At 63.3% G+C, this 15501-nt stretch carries 15 protein-coding genes; 13 read left to right on the forward strand and 2 right to left on the reverse strand.

What is annotated here, in order from left to right; genetic code table 11:
- The 7 genes from ACODSP_RS21750 to ACODSP_RS21780 all read left to right on the forward strand — a co-directional run bounded on the left by ACODSP_RS21750 (position 1) and on the right by ACODSP_RS21780 (position 4121).
- Positions 1-639 carry a hypothetical protein gene (locus ACODSP_RS21750; protein ID WP_488967638.1) on the forward strand — a complete coding sequence of 213 codons (639 nt, stop codon included), beginning with the start codon at positions 1-3 and terminating at the stop codon, positions 637-639.
- The gene (locus ACODSP_RS21755) at positions 639-1019 is read left to right on the forward strand and encodes a hypothetical protein (RefSeq protein WP_488967639.1); all 381 of its coding nucleotides are present in this window, start codon (positions 639-641) and stop codon (positions 1017-1019) included. The genes ACODSP_RS21750 and ACODSP_RS21755 overlap by 1 nt, the downstream gene beginning before the upstream one ends.
- Positions 1016-1438 (forward strand): hypothetical protein, encoded by a 423-nt coding sequence (locus ACODSP_RS21760; RefSeq protein WP_488967640.1) that lies wholly within the window; start codon positions 1016-1018, stop codon positions 1436-1438. Before ACODSP_RS21755 ends, ACODSP_RS21760 begins: the two co-directional genes overlap by 4 nt.
- A gap of 1 nt (position 1439) precedes the next feature.
- Positions 1440-1631: a hypothetical protein gene (locus ACODSP_RS21765; protein WP_488967641.1), complete on the forward strand. Its 192-nt coding sequence runs from the start codon at positions 1440-1442 to the stop codon at positions 1629-1631.
- Positions 1632-1693: 62 nt separating this feature from the next.
- Positions 1694-3178 carry a phage tail tube protein gene (locus ACODSP_RS21770; RefSeq protein WP_488967642.1) on the forward strand — a complete coding sequence of 495 codons (1485 nt, stop codon included), beginning with the start codon at positions 1694-1696 and terminating at the stop codon, positions 3176-3178.
- Between the two features lie 134 nt (positions 3179-3312).
- Positions 3313-3729 carry a hypothetical protein gene (locus tag ACODSP_RS21775; protein ID WP_488967643.1) on the forward strand — a complete coding sequence of 139 codons (417 nt, stop codon included), beginning with the start codon at positions 3313-3315 and terminating at the stop codon, positions 3727-3729.
- A 101-nt stretch (positions 3730-3830) separates the two neighbouring features.
- A complete protein-coding gene (locus ACODSP_RS21780) occupies positions 3831-4121 on the forward strand; it encodes a phage tail assembly chaperone (protein ID WP_488967652.1) in 291 nt (96 codons plus the stop codon).
- Between the two features lie 113 nt (positions 4122-4234).
- Here ACODSP_RS21780 and ACODSP_RS21785 read toward each other — a convergent pair whose 3' ends face one another.
- Positions 4235-4624 carry a hypothetical protein gene (locus ACODSP_RS21785; RefSeq protein WP_488967644.1) on the reverse strand — a complete coding sequence of 130 codons (390 nt, stop codon included), beginning with the start codon at positions 4622-4624 and terminating at the stop codon, positions 4235-4237.
- 99 nt (positions 4625-4723) lie between these two features.
- On the opposite strand from ACODSP_RS21785, the gene ACODSP_RS21790 reads away from it, so the two are divergent.
- The 4 genes from ACODSP_RS21790 to ACODSP_RS21805 all read left to right on the forward strand — a co-directional run bounded on the left by ACODSP_RS21790 (position 4724) and on the right by ACODSP_RS21805 (position 7111).
- The gene (locus ACODSP_RS21790) at positions 4724-4897 is read left to right on the forward strand and encodes a hypothetical protein (RefSeq protein ID WP_488967645.1); all 174 of its coding nucleotides are present in this window, start codon (positions 4724-4726) and stop codon (positions 4895-4897) included.
- An 81-nt stretch (positions 4898-4978) separates the two neighbouring features.
- Positions 4979-5752 (forward strand): phage antirepressor KilAC domain-containing protein, encoded by a 774-nt coding sequence (locus ACODSP_RS21795; protein ID WP_488967646.1) that lies wholly within the window; start codon positions 4979-4981, stop codon positions 5750-5752.
- Between the two features lie 4 nt (positions 5753-5756).
- Positions 5757-6209, forward strand: coding sequence for a hypothetical protein (locus tag ACODSP_RS21800; RefSeq protein WP_488967647.1), 453 nt, complete (start codon positions 5757-5759; stop codon positions 6207-6209).
- 2 nt (positions 6210-6211) lie between these two features.
- On the forward strand, positions 6212-7111 hold the full coding sequence (locus ACODSP_RS21805) for a BRO-N domain-containing protein (RefSeq protein ID WP_488967648.1): 900 nt from the start codon (positions 6212-6214) through the stop codon (positions 7109-7111).
- Positions 7112-7146: 35 nt separating this feature from the next.
- Here the strand turns inward: ACODSP_RS21805 and ACODSP_RS21810 are convergent, their stop codons facing one another.
- On the reverse strand, positions 7147-7686 hold the full coding sequence (locus ACODSP_RS21810) for a hypothetical protein (RefSeq protein ID WP_488967649.1): 540 nt from the start codon (positions 7684-7686) through the stop codon (positions 7147-7149).
- A 39-nt stretch (positions 7687-7725) separates the two neighbouring features.
- On the opposite strand from ACODSP_RS21810, the gene ACODSP_RS21815 reads away from it, so the two are divergent.
- Positions 7726-8448 (forward strand): hypothetical protein, encoded by a 723-nt coding sequence (locus ACODSP_RS21815; protein WP_488967650.1) that lies wholly within the window; start codon positions 7726-7728, stop codon positions 8446-8448.
- Positions 8449-8450: 2 nt separating this feature from the next.
- Positions 8451-15497 (forward strand): phage tail length tape measure family protein, encoded by a 7047-nt coding sequence (locus tag ACODSP_RS21820; protein ID WP_488967651.1) that lies wholly within the window; start codon positions 8451-8453, stop codon positions 15495-15497.
- The last annotated feature ends 4 nt before the right edge of the window (positions 15498-15501 follow it).

Raw genomic sequence — 15501 nt, forward strand, 5'->3', positions numbered from 1 at the left:
ATGGGAATCCTGACCCTGATCACACCGGCCGCCGACCTGGGCCTGTTGTCCATCGCTGAGTTGCGCGTCGCTGTCGGGCTGGCCGACAGCGACAGCAGCCGCGATGCGGCCCTGACCACCCTGGGTCTGCAGGCTGCCGGTCAGATCGCGCGCTTCTGCGGCGTGGCGCCGGCCGGGGTGGCGGTGCCGACCCTGCGGTCGGAAACGGTGGAGGAGGTCTGGCGCCTAACGGAAAGCGTCAATGCGCTGATCCTGTCGCGGCGCTTTGTTTCCGCCATCGCGACCGCCACCGTATCCGGTGTGGCAATCGACAGCAGCTTTTGGGAACTGGATGGCCCGGCAGGCCTGTTGCGCCGCCTGGACAGTTCCGACCGATACACGCGGTGGGCAGCGGGCAGCAAGGTCACCGTGCGCTATGCGGCGGGGTTTGCCACCGTGCCCGACGATCTGAAGGCCTGCGCCGTGGATCTGGTGCGGATGGCCGATAGTGTCGGGGATCGTGATCCGCTGCTGCGGGCCCAGCAATGGGAAGGCATTGGTCGGGAGGAATACCAGATCGTGTCCGGGATGGCGATGGATGGCGGGATGCCAAAGGATATCGCATCGCGACTGTCCGCCTATATGTCGGATCACCTGTAATGGAGAGTGCAGGCCTGGCCCGCTTCATCGGTCGGTCACCGCAGCGGGAAACCGTGGTGCTGCGCCGGCAGACGGCGGTGACGCCGGTGACATGGGTCAATGCCGTGGTCGTAGCCCGTGTCCGCCAATATGGGGCGGCAGAGTTGGTCGCGGGCATCACCCAGGGGGATTATGAGGTGGTGGTGGCCCATGCCGATCTGGCGGCCGCAGGCTGGCCGGCGCCGCCCAAGGATGGGGACCGGGTTATTCGGTTTCCGACCATCACCAATGGTGCCTATGTGCCTGGAGGTTCGGCGGTGGAGTTGACCGTTAAGCATCCGGGCGACCGGGGCGGGCAGATCGGGTATTGGATGCAGGCGCGTGGGGGTGGGGTGCGATGACGAGCCTTGTCGTCTATGACACCGTGCGGGCGCGGGTGGATGATTTGTGGACTTCCACACCGGTCGCGTGGCCCAACGAGCCGTTCAATCTGCCTGTTGAGGGAACGCCAGGCTTCGACGGGTGCTGGATCGCCCTGGAGTTTCACGGGCGTCTTTTCGGTCAGGTGAGTATCGGCGCGCCGGGCGATAATCTGTGGGATGAGGATGGGACGATCATGGCGCACGTGATGGCGCCGGTCCGTTCCGGTGAGCGGATTATGCGCGGCCATGCGGTTGGTTTCATCGACCTGTTCCGCGGTCTGGAAATTGACCTGATCGAGTTCAAGGACTGCGAAATCGGGCCCGGCGGGGCCGACGAAGACGGGTGCTGGTGGCGTATCACCGTGCGCATTGAATTCACACGCCAATCAGGAGGTTAGAATGTATGTCGTCAAGAAGCCGTTCCCCACGCCCACCCGGCGGTTTGCCGTGGGCGACAAGGTGAACGGCGATGATCTGCGTGGGCCCGTGCCGGTTGATCATTGGCTGGATGGCAAGTTCATTGAGGCCGAGAAGGTTGAGAAACCGCCCAAGGCCGCACCGCCGCCCAGCCCACCCGAAGCCAACACCTGATCCACCCGCAAGCCGCCGCCAGGGCGGCTTTTTTAATGCCCGGCTGAAAGGAGCCGCCCACCATGACCTCTTCCAATCGCGTCCGGCTGACTGGGGTGGCGGAGGCCACCTTTGGCGTCACCCCCGGCACCCCCCGCATGCGGACGCAGCGGGTAACTTCCATCGGGCTGACCAACAAGACCGACTATGTCGACTCCGATGAAATCCGTTCCGACCGGATGAATGCCGACCCGATTCCCGTGGGTGAAACCAATGACGGGAATATCGGCATCGAATGGCATTTTCCGCCGGCAGGATCGCTGCTGCGGTCGGAAATCCAGTCCGCCTTTTGTGCGGCCTTTTTGGATACGCCCTCTCGCGACAATGACGGCGTTGCCGACAGTGTCATCACCGATATCGGTACCACGGCCAACGCCATCACGTTCGCGTCGGGCCCCGCCTTTGTGGTCCGCCAATTGGTGTGGAATACGGGCTTTGCCGTCACCGCCAATAACGGCCTGTTTCCTGTCACCACCGGTGGCACCACCTCGCTTGTATCGACGGGCGCCTTCACCACCCCCGAAACGGTGCCGCCGGCGAATGCGCGGGTAAAGGTGGTCGGGTTCCAGGGCGTGTCCGGCGATGTGACCGCCACGGCAACGGGCCTGGGGTCCACAAGCCTGGATTTCACCACCCTGGGCCTAACGGTCGGACAGTGGGTCAAGATCGGCGGCACGGGTTCGGGCTTCCGCTTCGCCACCAGTGCCTGCAATGCCTGGGCGCGCGTCGTGGGCATCCAGGCCAACGCCCTGACGTTGGACAATCTGCCCGCAGCCTGGACCACCGATACCGGCACCGGGAAGACCATCCGCGTTTTCTTCGGCGACGTCATCAAGAACGGCACCGGCAAGTACGGCCTGACGCTGGAGCGCGGGTATATGGGTCAGACGGTCCCGACCTATATCGCGCAGAACGGCATGCGCGTCGGGACCCTGGAATTCGGCGGGCAGAAAAAGGCAAAGGCAACAGGCTCCGTTTCCTTCATGGGGATGGAAGGGCTGGTTTCTACCACCTCGCTGGACTCCAGTCCGGACGCGGCGCCAGCCCTGGCCGATTATCCCGTCATGGCGTTCAGCGCCCATTGCGGCCGTGTTGGTTATGGTGGATCGGCCTTGGGCAGCCCCAACTGGGCCAGCGCGATCAAGTTCACGCTGAACAACAATCTGCGCGCCATTGAGGGGGTTTCCGACGGCGATTCCACCGCGCCGGGTCCGGTCGATATCGAAGATGGTTCCCTGGATGTCTCTGTCGAGCTGGATACCTATTTCGGCAACTCGGCCATCCTGGCGGATATCAAGGCCGGCACCGCCCGGGCGGTGAATGTCCGCCTGTTCCGCGGCGGTCGCGCTATGATCTGGGAGGCCCCGCGCCTGACGCCGCGTGAAGGCGACCCCACCGTCGGCGGCAAGAACCAGGATGTCATGCTGCCCGTGCGCGCCACGGCCAGCTACGACGCCCTGACCGGCGCACAGATCATCCTGAACCTGCTGGAATACGCCGAAGAGTAACGGAACCCCGCGACCAACGGGCAAGAGGCTGCCGGCGACGGCGGCAGGCACGGTTCGCGCGAGCCGGGGCGGGGGTTTGGTCGGCCCCCGCCCGCTTCGCGTCTTTCGACCAACGACCAACAGGATCACGCATCATGGCGAAACTATCCTCGCTGCGCCGCGACATTGCCCGTATCACTGTGGGGGAATGGCTGCGTCTCTATATCGACATGGACCCGGACAAGGATGTCTGGGTTGAGGCCAAGGGCATCACGCAGCCGTTCCGGGATGAGGTCCAGCGCCGGATCAAGGAACTGGCCCAGAAATATGGCGGCGACCTTCGTAATGCCCCGCCGCAGGTGACGCGCAATGTCGATGTGGACATGTATTGCGAACGCCTGCTGACCAACGTGCGCGGCCTGGATGATGATGGCCGCCCGGTCAGTTTCGAGGAATTCTGCCAGCTGCTGCGCCAGGAAGAGTTTCTGGAATTGTGGCAGGCCACCCAGACCGCCGTTCAGCTGTACAGCGGCGTCAAGGTGGAGGATGCGAAGGCCGCCGCAAAAAACTGAGTGACGCCCTGCGCTCCCACCTGGAGCGCAGGGCGGAAGCCCGCCAGGATCTGCTGGACCTGGCGGGCGAGGAAGAGGAGGCCGCCGCGTTCGTGCAGGAGATGCTGGGCGATGCCGAGCCCGTCATGCTGCCGGATGAGTTGCTGGAATGGATTTGGCGGGCCTGGCACAGGCTGGACCCTGAACGCAGCTGGCAGGCTGGCGGGATGGGGCCCAGCCACCCCTGCGGCATCCCGTGGACGGCGGTGGAGCGATGGGCCCGCCACCATCATCTTGATGATGAGGCATTCCAGTTGCTGGATGACTGCATCGTGGAGATGGACAAGGTCTATTGCGCCTGGTGGCGGGAGCAGGTGAAGGAGGCGACGCAGAAGCCGGCGGCTGCCGAATGATGCACGAAAACTGAAAATCAGACGGGGTGCGGCAGTGTGCGGCTTTCGGCACTGTATGCGTGCGCATGCCTTCGGCCTGCCTTGATGCGGGCTCAGTATAGGTTTCTAGGAGGTCAGGGTTTCCTGGTCAGCCCGCGGACGAAGCGCTTGGGGGTAGGTCCGGCGGGGGCGTCGGTCATTTCGGGAGCGGCTTTCTGCTCAACGCCGCGTTCGATTCGTGACCGGGTCAGGGGTGAACCCTCCGGGGCGTCATCGTCCAGGCGGGCGTCGTAACCGATGCGATCCATGATGGTCATGAAGCCTTCTTCGGGCATCAGGCCATCGGCAACCAGGATGCGGAGCTGTTCGTAGAGCGCGTCGAACAGGATGCCGCGCTCAACAAGGCGTCTGATGGCTTCGGCGCGGGACGGGATGTCGTGGACTTGTCGGCGCCATTCGTCAAGTTGCTCGACGCCCCTCTGAGAGAGCCGCATTTCAAATCGCTCTGTGAGCTTGTCGACCATGTAACACCTCCACGACGGAAGTTACGTAATACCTATTGACCAGCGCATCAAATGAGATCATATCCGTAAACGTGAGTTACGTAATTAGTGGAGAATGAAATGGACAAGGATGGTCACTTCAATATGCGAACCGACAAGACCTTCATGGGGGCCGTGGACGAGTGGCGCGGCAAGCAGCGCCCCATCCCCAGTCGCGCGGAGAGCATTCGGGAACTCGTCAAGTTGGGGTTAACCGCCTACCAAGCCCAGGCGGCCAGCGATGCGGCGGCCTGAAATGCAAAACGCCACCGGGGTCGAGTTTGGCGACCACCCCGATGGCGTTCTGAAAGACTTTCCAACCTGAAAGGATCGAAAATGTCGATCAGCAATATGGGCCATCCGGTGCCGGATGGCAACCGTAACATCATGATGGTTGCCGGCGCTCAAACGATGAGCAGCCGGGAGATCGCGGAATTGACCGGCAAGGAGCACGACAATGTGCGCCGGGACATCAAGAATATGGCCGAGACACTTTCCCTCACTTTTGAGGAAAAGGTCGAACCGTCATCTGGCGGCCGGCCGTCCAAGGTCTACATGCTAACTAAGCGTGAAACCCTGATTCTGGTGTCCGGCTATAGCGTTGATCTTCGCGCCAGGATCATCGACCGGTGGCAGGAACTGGAAGCCAAACAGACATCTCCCGCCATCGATCCGATGCAGGTCCTGAATGACCCGGCGGCGATGCGGGGCCTGTTGCTGACCTATTCGGAAAAGGTGCTGACCCTGCAGGCGGAGGTGACAGCCATGGCTCCGGACGTGGCGGCGTACAAACGGATCGCCAATACCGAAGGGCTGTTGAACCTGACGGAGGCGGCGAAGGTCCTGGGTCAGCAGCCCAAGGCCTTCAATCGTTGGCTGTCGGCCAACCGCTATGTCTATCGCCGTCCGGGAGGCAACCTTCTGGCCTATCAGGACCGGATTCAGAGTGGGTACCTGGAACATAAGATGGTGCTGTACCAGAAGTCGGACGGCAGCGATGGATCGCGGGATCAGGTGATGGTCACCCGTCGGGGGTTGAGCCATTTTGCCAAGAAGCTTGGCGTGGCGCTGCCTGACGATCTGTTCGGCCACAGCGTCGCTGCGGAGTGAAGCCATGACGATCAACCGACGTGACCTGTTGGGCAAGACCCTGGCGGGCGTGGCAACGGCTGGCCTAGCATTGCCGGCTGCCGCTGTCGCCCAGCACCCCGACGCCGCCTTGCTGGAGGCGTTCGACGGATATGTCCGGGCCAACCGGATGTTTCAGTACGCGACGGAGGAATTGCTGCCCAATGGCGGCAAGGATGCCGATCATGAACCGTTCTATGCGGCAATTGATCACTACGCGGACCTTCTGGTGGCGGCAGAGGCCCGCACGGTGGACGGCCTGCGGGTTCAGGTCCGTTACATCTTCGCGCAACATATCGGATCAATAGACGCCTTCAATGCCGTCATCTATGGCCAGCCGCCAACGCCGGCCCTTCTGGATGACATCGGGGAAAATGTCTGGACCCGCATGTTGTGGAACATCGCGAACGGCGGACTGCCTATTGGGAAGGGGATTTGATCATGAGCAATGTGATCCCGTTTGATTTCGAAGGCGGCAAAGTCCGTGTCGTGATGCGCGACGGGGAGCCGTGGTTTGTTCTGGCCGATGTATGCCGGGTGCTGGAGATTGAGAACTCCCGTCAAGCGGCTTCGCGGCTGGACGATGACGAAAAGGATACCGTCATTAATAATGACGGTATCGCGGCAGCCCAGGTGCAGCAGTTCACTATCATCAATGAATCCGGGCTTTACTCGCTGGTCCTGACCAGCCGCAAGCCGGAAGCAAAGCGGTTTCGCAAGTGGGTGACGGGCACCGTCCTGCCATCCATTCGCAAGACGGGCCGCTTCATCGCCGACCATGAGGGCGTTCCCGTCACGGTCACGGACAATCTGCCTAACCGCCCGCTGTCGACGCGCGAAATCAATTCCTTTGTCGGGCTGACCCGGCTGGTTGCCGATCTGGCCGGCACGGCGGAGGCGCTGGCACTGTATCATCGCCTTCCGCTGCCGAAGGTGCAGACATTGCAGCCGGCGGCATCGCTGGGCCGCCCGGACCTGGACGGTGATGCCTGTCTTCGCCATCTGCTGTCCATCCGGGTGTCGCGGTCGCGCCTGACCGTCGCGGACATGCTGAAGCTGTCGCGCACCGATCTGATGACTCGGTCACGGATGGCGGCAACCGGCATGCTGGTCTCTCCGCCCAACTTGGGAACGGTCGTGGCTGTCGCCTGCGATCACCCGCGGCTGAAGCGGGTGTTCCACGGCACGGCCTGGGCCGATAACTGGCGGTCAGCGCTGATGCTGTTACCCGGTGCGATGCCGTCACCGTCCCTTGTCGGTTTCCACGACAAGGGACGGACGGCCGTTCTGATCCCCTGGGGTGTAATAGCCGGGTTCATGGAGATGCGGGAGGTGGCTTAGCTGCGCCTCGCGGAGCTAAGAATTGAAGATGGGCATCAGAAGCTGTCAGCGTCGCGTTTCGCTTGCTCACGGTTTTTTTCGCTTCTGGCGCGCAATGCGCCGGGAGGGAGATATTTTAGGGACCCTTCATCGTGAGTAAAACTGGGAAACTGCATAATGATTTCAACCTCTGGCCTAACCCAAATCCACTGGGTCGCCGGCACTGGTATCCCACCCTCAAGAAGTTCTTCAATCTGAAAGGTAGCAGGTTCGCCGTACTTAATTGTCACAGCCTCGCGCGCTCTTTCAAATCTAGCAGCATGGAAAGAAACATCAATTTCATTCAATTTGTCTTCCGTAAAGAAGTACAGCACCCTCGAAGCGAGCAAACTACCTATCTCTACATATGATTCTGAGCAAAAATCTGTCTTACCGTAAACTTGGCACTCGACTTTACGGGTCTTCTTGAGGGTGGGCTTTTCTATGCCAAAGGTTACACCCCTAAAGGTAAAATCGTCTTTGGGGAGTTGAGCGGAGCTGCTACATGCCAGCAAGCATGAACCTACAATAGCGAGCGAAAGAAACGGTCTGAACATACTACCCTCCCTTTGGAATCTGAGGGGAGGTTATCATTTGTGATCACAAGTAAACAGGGCGCCCGGCCACAAGCCGAGGCGCCCTTTTCCATGGAGCGGCGCGTGGCCCAGATCGCCTTCCGCCGCGAGGTGGAGCTATTCATTTCCGAGGCGCTGACCCCGCAGGCGCGGTCGGCCCACCTGGCCCAAGGTGCGCGACAGATTCTGGCCGATATGATCGCCAGCGGTGAAGGCAGCCGGCACCATAAGCGGATCGTGGATGGGGTGGCTGATGCGTCGGAGGATACCGTCAAGCCGGAAGGCCTGATCGTGTACCGGTTCAGCCATTGGGCCACTGTGTGTCAGTTCGCCATCAGCTTCCTGACCGCGCGGGCGCCGGAGCGTACCGGCCGCTACCGGGAGAGTTTCTTCTTCGGTTTCTTCACGGGCGAGGATCAGGCCCGCGCGCGGTTTGTGCCCTGGCGCGATGTTGTGCCGTCCGCGGTCACATCCGATGTCACCAAGGTGATGATCGGCAATTTTCAGCCCTACAGCCGTAAGGTCGATGTCCAGGTGGTGGGCCGCCGCCCCATCCAGTTCAGTGTGGCGCCGGACATGTTTGCCGATGCCGCCCGCCAGATCAATTCCCGGTTCGCCGGCATCGTGTCCGCGCGCCGACAGTACAGCGTCGACCTGGGGTCACGCCGGTACATCGCCGAGACGGGCACGCGGGCCGGAAAGCCCGTCGAGTCCCCCGCCCTGATCATTACGCAGGAGCGGTGATCATGGCCAATTTACAGAATATCGCCCGCGAAGCCCGCATTCGCGGCGCCTATGACAGCAACATCGCCGGCGCCGCAGAGAAGGACGCAGCGGCCCTGCGGAACATGGCCGGCGCCGCCGATGTTGCGGCGGCATCAGGGGAAAAACTGGCCGCCAGCATGCGGGTCAGTGACGAAGCCCTGCGCCGCGCCGACCCCAGCTTTGACAAGATCAACCGCAAGCTGGACGAAAACATCCGCCTGACCCAGGCCAAGCGGCGGGCGGATGCGGAGTATGAGCGGACGGCAGCCGAGTTGCGCCGCGAGATGGAGGATGGAAGGCGCAGCGAAGAAGAGGGCAGCGAGCTGATCCGCCGCGCCGGCATTGTGCGGGAGCAGGCCATTGCCAAGGCGGAGAAGGCGGCGGAGCAGATGCGCCGGACCTTCGCCCAGAGTGGCGTCGCCATCGCGCAAAGTGCCGACAGTGTTGAAGCCTATCTGAACCTTCTGGGTCGCCTCGATCCGTTCGTCGGGCAGCAGCAGCGGTACAATCAGGAACTGATCAGCGCGGAAGCCATCCTTCAGGCCGTCAATGCCGGGGAGCGTGAACGCTTTCAGGTTTTCAGGGCGCTGGCCGATCAGTATGACCCCGCCACCCAGGCGGTGAACCGGCACATCGCGGCCCTGGATGCCGAGGCGGCAGCACAGCGGCGCGCCCTTGATGCCGCCGACGCGGCCCTGGCCCAGAAGGCCATCGCCGCCCGCCAGGATATGGCCCAGACAAGGTTCAGCAGCTTCATGGGGGTGGGTGCGGCCCCGTCGGTCGGTGCCGCCGCTTCTGCCGATGCCTTTGCCAAGTTGTTCCAGGCCCAGGATTGGCAGGCCATGCTGATCGCCGAAGACCAGGCGCAGCGGGAACGTATCCAGCAGACCAAGCGTAATGTCGCGCTCAACTGGCAAGCCATGCTGGAGGCCGAACGGCAAGGTGCCGCCGAAGCGGAAATGCAGCTGGCCCGCAACTGGCAGGCCATGCTGGCCGTTGAGGAAATGGCTCAGGCCGAACGTCTGGCCCTGAAGAAAGCGGCTGCGCCCAAGGCCTATGAAACGCTGGTCGACAGTTTTGATCAGGATGCCAGTGCGGCGCGCCGCTATACCGCCGCCCTGACCGAACTGCGCGAAACGGCGGCCCTTGCCGGCATCTCTGCCGAACGTCTGGCCGCGGATGAAGCCCGGCTGGCGGCGGCAATGTCGCCGGCTGTCCGGTCGGCGGAACAGGCCGCCCAGGCCTACCGCGACCTGCGCGCCAGCATGGATCCTGTCATCGCATCCCAGCAGCGTTATCAGGCGGCCCTGTCCGCGATGCAGGCCGGTCACCGCGCCCTGGGCATCACGGGTGCGCAGGCGGCGGCGGAGATTGCCCAGCTTCAGCGGCATATGGGTGTGACGGGCCGGGGTATGGGGCTTGCGGCCAATGAGGCCGGTATGCTGGCGCAGCAAATCCAGGATATTGGCGTCTCTGTTGCAGGCGGACAGAACCCGTTCCTGGTCTTGACGCAGCAGGTGCCACAGGCGGCCTATGCCGTTGGCGGCTTTGGCCGCTTGATGGCATTGCTGGTCAGTCCGGTGGCGCTGGTGGCGGCGGGCGTCCTGGCCGTCGGGGCCGCGCTGGCCGTTGTTACGATACGGTTTGCCGATATCCAGGGTCAGGCGCGGCGGTACAATGCCGAACTGAAGGCCCTCAACCCTGAACTGGACGTCACCGCAGAGCGGTTGCGGGAGATGGAATTCTCCATCGCCAACCAGCGCGGCACCAGCCGTGAACCGGTGCGCAGCACGCTTTCGGCCATCGTCGCCAACCGCAATATCCGGTCGCCCGAACTGGCGCAGCAGCTGGCGGGCGTGTCGCAGGACATGTCGGCCGTCCTGGGCCAGGATGCCAGCGCCTGGGGTAAGCGCCTGGCAGATGCCTTTGGGCAAGGTGCCGCTGGCGTGCGACGCCTGGACGAAGAACTGGGCTTCCTGTCCGCCGAACAGGCGGCGTCTATCACCATGATGGAGCGGCAGGGGGATCGCGCAAGGGCGTTGTCCGTGGCATTGGGCGCTCTTGAGGCAAGGTTCGGCGGCGCGTCAAAGGCTATAAAAAGTGAGTTTGGAACAGCGATGGCTGAGATGGGCTCAGCATGGGATCGCTTCTTAGAGGGTCTGTTTGATGATGACGTTATGCGCAGGGCTGCAAATGTTGCCTCCTTGATTACCAGCGCAGTCAAGGGAATCACACCCGGCACTGTGGCGGAGTCCCAACAGGCGCAAAATTCTGCCGACGTCATTTCACTGAACGAACAGATTATCCGTCAGTACGGACAGATTGATCGCCTGCGCCGCGAAATGAGCGGCAACCCCTTAATTTCCCAGGGTGACATCGACAGGGAGTTCCGCGTCCTTTCGTCGATGTCGTCTGCGTTGCAAAGGATACTGGATCAACGCCGGCGAGCATCCGTCGAAGGCTCCGTTGGCGTTTCGTCAACGGCGGAACAAAAACGACTGAGCGACGCCAGTCGAGAGCTTGAAGACTACAAAGAAACACTCGCTGGCGTCGGCGTGCAGCAGCGCATCGCGCAGGCGGGTGCGGCGGCCTTCAATGCGGAGCTTCGCGCCGGCGGCACGCAGGCATCCGCGCAGAATGCCCGCCTGCGTGAAGAGGAGCGCGCATGGGCTGACCTTAATGACAGCGTGCAGGAGGCCGCGGAGGCGGCGAAGAATGCCCTGCCCGGCCTGGCGCTGATCGCCCGCGCGCAGGGCGGCACGGTGCAGCAACAGGACGCCGCCGCCCGCACGGCCCGGCTTTATGCCGAGGCCATGGACAAATACGGGGAAAGTGTCGCCGCTGCCGTTATGGCCGGAAAGCCCCTGCCCGATGATCTGGCCAAACTGGCCGCTGCATGGCAGGCCGCCGACATCCAGAGACGGACGGGCGAGTTGAACGCCATGGCCGCCGCATCCAAGCGGGCGGCAGAACAGGCCATGGCCATCGGTGCCGCCTATATGGTCAGTGCCGCCGACGGCGTGCGCGCGGCGGCGATGCAGCAGGCGGCCAATGACAGCGTCACCACCGGTGTGAATGCGACCGTCCGGGCCCGGCAGATACTGACCAGCCAGACCGCCGACATGATCGCGCGCGGCGGTGAGGCGGTGGCGCAGGCCCGCGCAGAGGCCGCCGCACAGGAGGGGCTGGCCAGTGCCGCCGCCGGCACCACCGAAGGGCTGATGAAGGCCCAACTGGCCGGCAAGGTGGCGGCCGCCACCCAGGCTTATCGCACGCAGCTTCTGGTCGCCGAAGGTGAGCAGGCGGAAAGCCTGACGAAGATCATCAATGGGCTGACCGAAGCCACGCTGCGCCAAGCCGCAGCGGATCGCGAAGCATCGGTAGCGCTGGCGGCCAAGGACGGCGAAAGGGAACTGTCACGCCTGCGCGAACAGAACGCGCTGATGGGTCGCATCACGGGCGGTGGCCGCGACAGCCTTTCTGCCCGGTTTGAACTGGATGCGAAAACCAGCCAATGGCGGATCGATGATGAGATACGCGCCCTGGAGGACAGTCTGCGGGGCGCCAATGGCGAAATCAGCGCCACCAACCAGCAGCTGATCGAGAATACCCGCGCCCAGAAGGTGCGGCGCGCTGAACTGGAAAAGGAGATCGAAGTAATTGACTCCGCCGAGACGGCGGCGATGGCCCTGGGCAATATCGGCACCCGTATACTTGCGGGTGACTGGGCCAGCGTCGCCGAAGGTGTCGGTGAATTCATGACAAAATTTCGTCACCTTCAAAGGACTGCAGGATCAGCTGCGGCGGCGTTCGCCGATCTTGGCAAGGCGTTGTTGAACAGCGCAGAGGCCGGCAACACGTTGGGCAGCTTGGTCGCCGAGCTGTTTGGCGGTCGCAGCGAGGCCCAGAACCGTAATGCGCAGATCGGCAGCACCGTCGCTACCACCATCGGCGACTTCTTCGGTGTGCCGAAGGGCATCAGCAGCTTTGTCGGCAACATCGTCGGCGGGCTGTTTGGCCCTGGCAAAAGCGACAGCACTGCCGGCGTCGACATCTACACCCGCAATGACCGGGTGGTGAACTTCGACACGTCGGCAAATAAGCAGGACAGCGGCAACATGTCGGCGCGCGACGCGCTGGCGCAGTCGGTCAACCAGTTCTCCAATCTTCTGACCGAGATGACGGGCGGGTCCCTGGCCGAAAAGATCGCCATTGAGGTCGGTTCTCGCGATGGCAATCGCTGGCGCGTCTTTGGCGCAGACGGGAACATGGCAGCCAGCGGTACGACGGCGGTCGGCGACATCGAGGGCACCCTGTCACAGGTTCTGTCTGCGATCACCAATACGCTGACCGGTGTTGATGAAACCCTGAAGGCGCGGCTTCAAGCGGTGGATTTCAGCAATCTCACCCGCGCCGAAGGCGACGTGAATTTCGTCCTGGCCTATGACACCGCCATCCAGAAGCTGAACGGCACGCTGGAAGGCGGCAGCGAAGACGTGGAGACGGCCCGCAAGAACGTCATCGACATGCGCAATTATGTCCGTGACTTCGCGGATCAGGCGGGGCGGCTGGGATATGATGCGGGCGTCACTGCCGATGCCTTGCGTTCCTATGTGGAGCGGTTTGCAGGCATCGGCGGGGCTGTCCCGCAGATGACTGAGGTGGAGACACAGGTTGCGGCCCTGCAGGCTGCATTCGCCGAGCTGGCGCCGGTGCTACAATTGGTCGGGTATAGCGCCGCCGATGCAGCCGCTGCCGTGCAGCAGGCGCAGGCCAGCCGGCTGGCGTCCATGCGCGCCGATGTCTCCAGCGCCCAGGATCGCCGCTATAATGAACTGGTTGGCAACACCTATATTAACGATATCCGCGACCTGATCGCGCAGCGTGACACGGATATTCGCGATGCCCTGGCCGTCGGTCTGTCGGATGCGGGTGCCCAGCGCAATTTCGGTGCGGCGCTGTCAGGCGTTCTGGGTGGGGGCCTGCGGGCCGATCAGTTGCAGGAAGCCCTCCGTCTGTTCGGCGATATCCCGGCCGTTGCGAATGCCGCCAATGCGGCCCTTTCCGCCCTGAATAACGGTGTGGAAGAAACGGCGGATGTGGCGCGGAGCGCCGCCGATATCGCCAATGAACGCGCCAGCCTGGAACGACAGCTTCTGGAGATGCAGGGCGACACCGTGGCTTTGCGCGCCCGTGACCTTGCGGGCCTTGATGCCAGCAACAGGGCCATCCAGCAGCAGATATGGGCGCTGGGTGACCAGAAGGCCGCCGCCGAGGCAGCAGCGGCGGCGGCAGAGCGGGAGGCCGATGTCACGCGGACGCTGGCCAGCCGGGTTGCGACCCTGGCCGACGCCGGTCTGCCCGATTCATCAATCCGGGATTTGCAGCGCCGCCAGCAGGAGGAATTCCGACTGGCCCAGGTCAGCGGATACACGGCAGACCAGTTGCGGGTGCTGTCCGATGTTCTGGCGGTGGAGATGACCCGTGCCGTGGCGGACCTGAACAATCAGACCGCGATCATGTCGGAGGGATTGCAGGTCCGTCTGCTGCGTGCCCAGGCATCGAACCCGCTACTGGAGGATGCGGCCCGCAGCGCACTGGAGGCGCAGGCGACCCAGATTGAGCGCACGCGCGAACTGGCATCGGCGGCGAACGATAATGTCCGCGCCATGCTGACCGCCACCTATGCGGCGGAGGATCTGGCCAGGGCCAATCAGGTGCAGGCAGAGGCAGCAGCAGAGGCGGCCCGGCAGGCAGAGGACGCGGCATCGGCCCTGGATCGCATCCGGGGCATGGGGGGCAGCATTCGCGACTGGGTCAATCAGGCCCGGTCTGGCGGGATTGAGAACTATCTGTCGCCGGCAGAACAACTGCTCAATGCCCGCAACCAGTTCAATGCCCAGCTGGGGCTGGCGCAGCGTAATGATCAGACGGCCCTGGGGTCGATCACCAGCTATGCCCAGCGATATAGCGATGCCCTGCTGGCCAATGGCGCCACTGGCACTGATACGGATGCCCAGATCCGGGCGGTGCTGGCGCAGTTGGAAAGCCTGCCGGCCGTGCAGAGCTTTGACGCGCAGCAGATCAATCTGCTGACCCAGATCCGGGACGAGACAATTACCAACCGGGGTGCCTTTGCCGCAGCGGTGTCCGGCATTTCCACAGGAGCATCGGCAGCGCAGATTGCGGCTGCGCTGGCCCCGTACTTCAACAATCTGGATGGCAACCTGGATGGAATGATCAGCCTCCAGGAATTCAAGGCCGCCATCGCGCCGCTGGCCACCGATGCCGCCGCCGTCACATGGTTCAGGGAGCTGGACGCCAACGGCGACGGCATGCTGTCCCGTCAGGAGGCGACAACGCGCGCCGCGTCCAGCCTGTCGGGCGGCGGCGGCGGCACATTGCAGGCGATTTCCGACCTGACCTATGCCGGCAACCGCGACCGCATCACCATCGGCGATGCTATCGTGCGCCAGTTGGGCGCTTTGGGGTCCATCATCGCCGACGGCAACACGCGGCTTTCCAACCTGCATACCTGGCAGGCCAGTGTCTGGAGCGTGCAGGCGCAGCTGTTGGACAAGACGAAGTACAACACAGCGGAAACAGCCAAGAAGCTGGGCGGTGGCTATGCCTATGCTGGCGGCACCGATTACCACCCTGTCGATGGTTGGGCTACGGTGGGCGAGCGCGGCGCCGAACTGGTCTATCTGCCGCAGGGTGCGCAGGTCTATACCCGCGAACAGCGCATGGACATGCTGGGCGCGGGGCGCAGCGGCGCGCGGTCGTTGATGGTGCCGGCGCCCATGCCGGCCAACCGCAATGGGGGCGACACACGGCAGCTGGAGGAGCAGGCCCGCCGCCAGAATGCGCTGCTGGCGGAGCAGAACCGGTTGCTGGCGGAGCAGAACCGGCTGCTGCGCAGCCAGGGCGGCACGCTGGACGATATTGCCGACAGCAATGAACGTATGGCCGCCAATGAGCGGCCCCGTGCGGTGGTTGGGCGGCGCGGGGCCGCCACCGGGGGGTGAACCA

Source organism: Niveispirillum sp. FG156 (genome assembly GCF_057809555.1).

Coding starts and splice junctions, on each gene's coding strand:
- ACODSP_RS21750 (WP_488967638.1), top strand. CDS start 1: ATGGGAATCCTGACCCTGATCACACCGGCCGCCGACCTGGGCCTGTTG.
- ACODSP_RS21755 (WP_488967639.1), top strand. CDS start 639: ATGGAGAGTGCAGGCCTGGCCCGCTTCATCGGTCGGTCACCGCAGCGG.
- ACODSP_RS21760 (WP_488967640.1), top strand. CDS start 1,016: ATGACGAGCCTTGTCGTCTATGACACCGTGCGGGCGCGGGTGGATGAT.
- ACODSP_RS21765 (WP_488967641.1), top strand. CDS start 1,440: ATGTATGTCGTCAAGAAGCCGTTCCCCACGCCCACCCGGCGGTTTGCC.
- ACODSP_RS21770 (WP_488967642.1), top strand. CDS start 1,694: ATGACCTCTTCCAATCGCGTCCGGCTGACTGGGGTGGCGGAGGCCACC.
- ACODSP_RS21775 (WP_488967643.1), top strand. CDS start 3,313: ATGGCGAAACTATCCTCGCTGCGCCGCGACATTGCCCGTATCACTGTG.
- ACODSP_RS21780 (WP_488967652.1), top strand. CDS start 3,831: ATGCTGGGCGATGCCGAGCCCGTCATGCTGCCGGATGAGTTGCTGGAA.
- ACODSP_RS21785 (WP_488967644.1), bottom strand. CDS start 4,624: ATGGTCGACAAGCTCACAGAGCGATTTGAAATGCGGCTCTCTCAGAGG.
- ACODSP_RS21790 (WP_488967645.1), top strand. CDS start 4,724: ATGGACAAGGATGGTCACTTCAATATGCGAACCGACAAGACCTTCATG.
- ACODSP_RS21795 (WP_488967646.1), top strand. CDS start 4,979: ATGTCGATCAGCAATATGGGCCATCCGGTGCCGGATGGCAACCGTAAC.
- ACODSP_RS21800 (WP_488967647.1), top strand. CDS start 5,757: ATGACGATCAACCGACGTGACCTGTTGGGCAAGACCCTGGCGGGCGTG.
- ACODSP_RS21805 (WP_488967648.1), top strand. CDS start 6,212: ATGAGCAATGTGATCCCGTTTGATTTCGAAGGCGGCAAAGTCCGTGTC.
- ACODSP_RS21810 (WP_488967649.1), bottom strand. CDS start 7,686: ATGTTCAGACCGTTTCTTTCGCTCGCTATTGTAGGTTCATGCTTGCTG.
- ACODSP_RS21820 (WP_488967651.1), top strand. CDS start 8,451: ATGGCCAATTTACAGAATATCGCCCGCGAAGCCCGCATTCGCGGCGCC.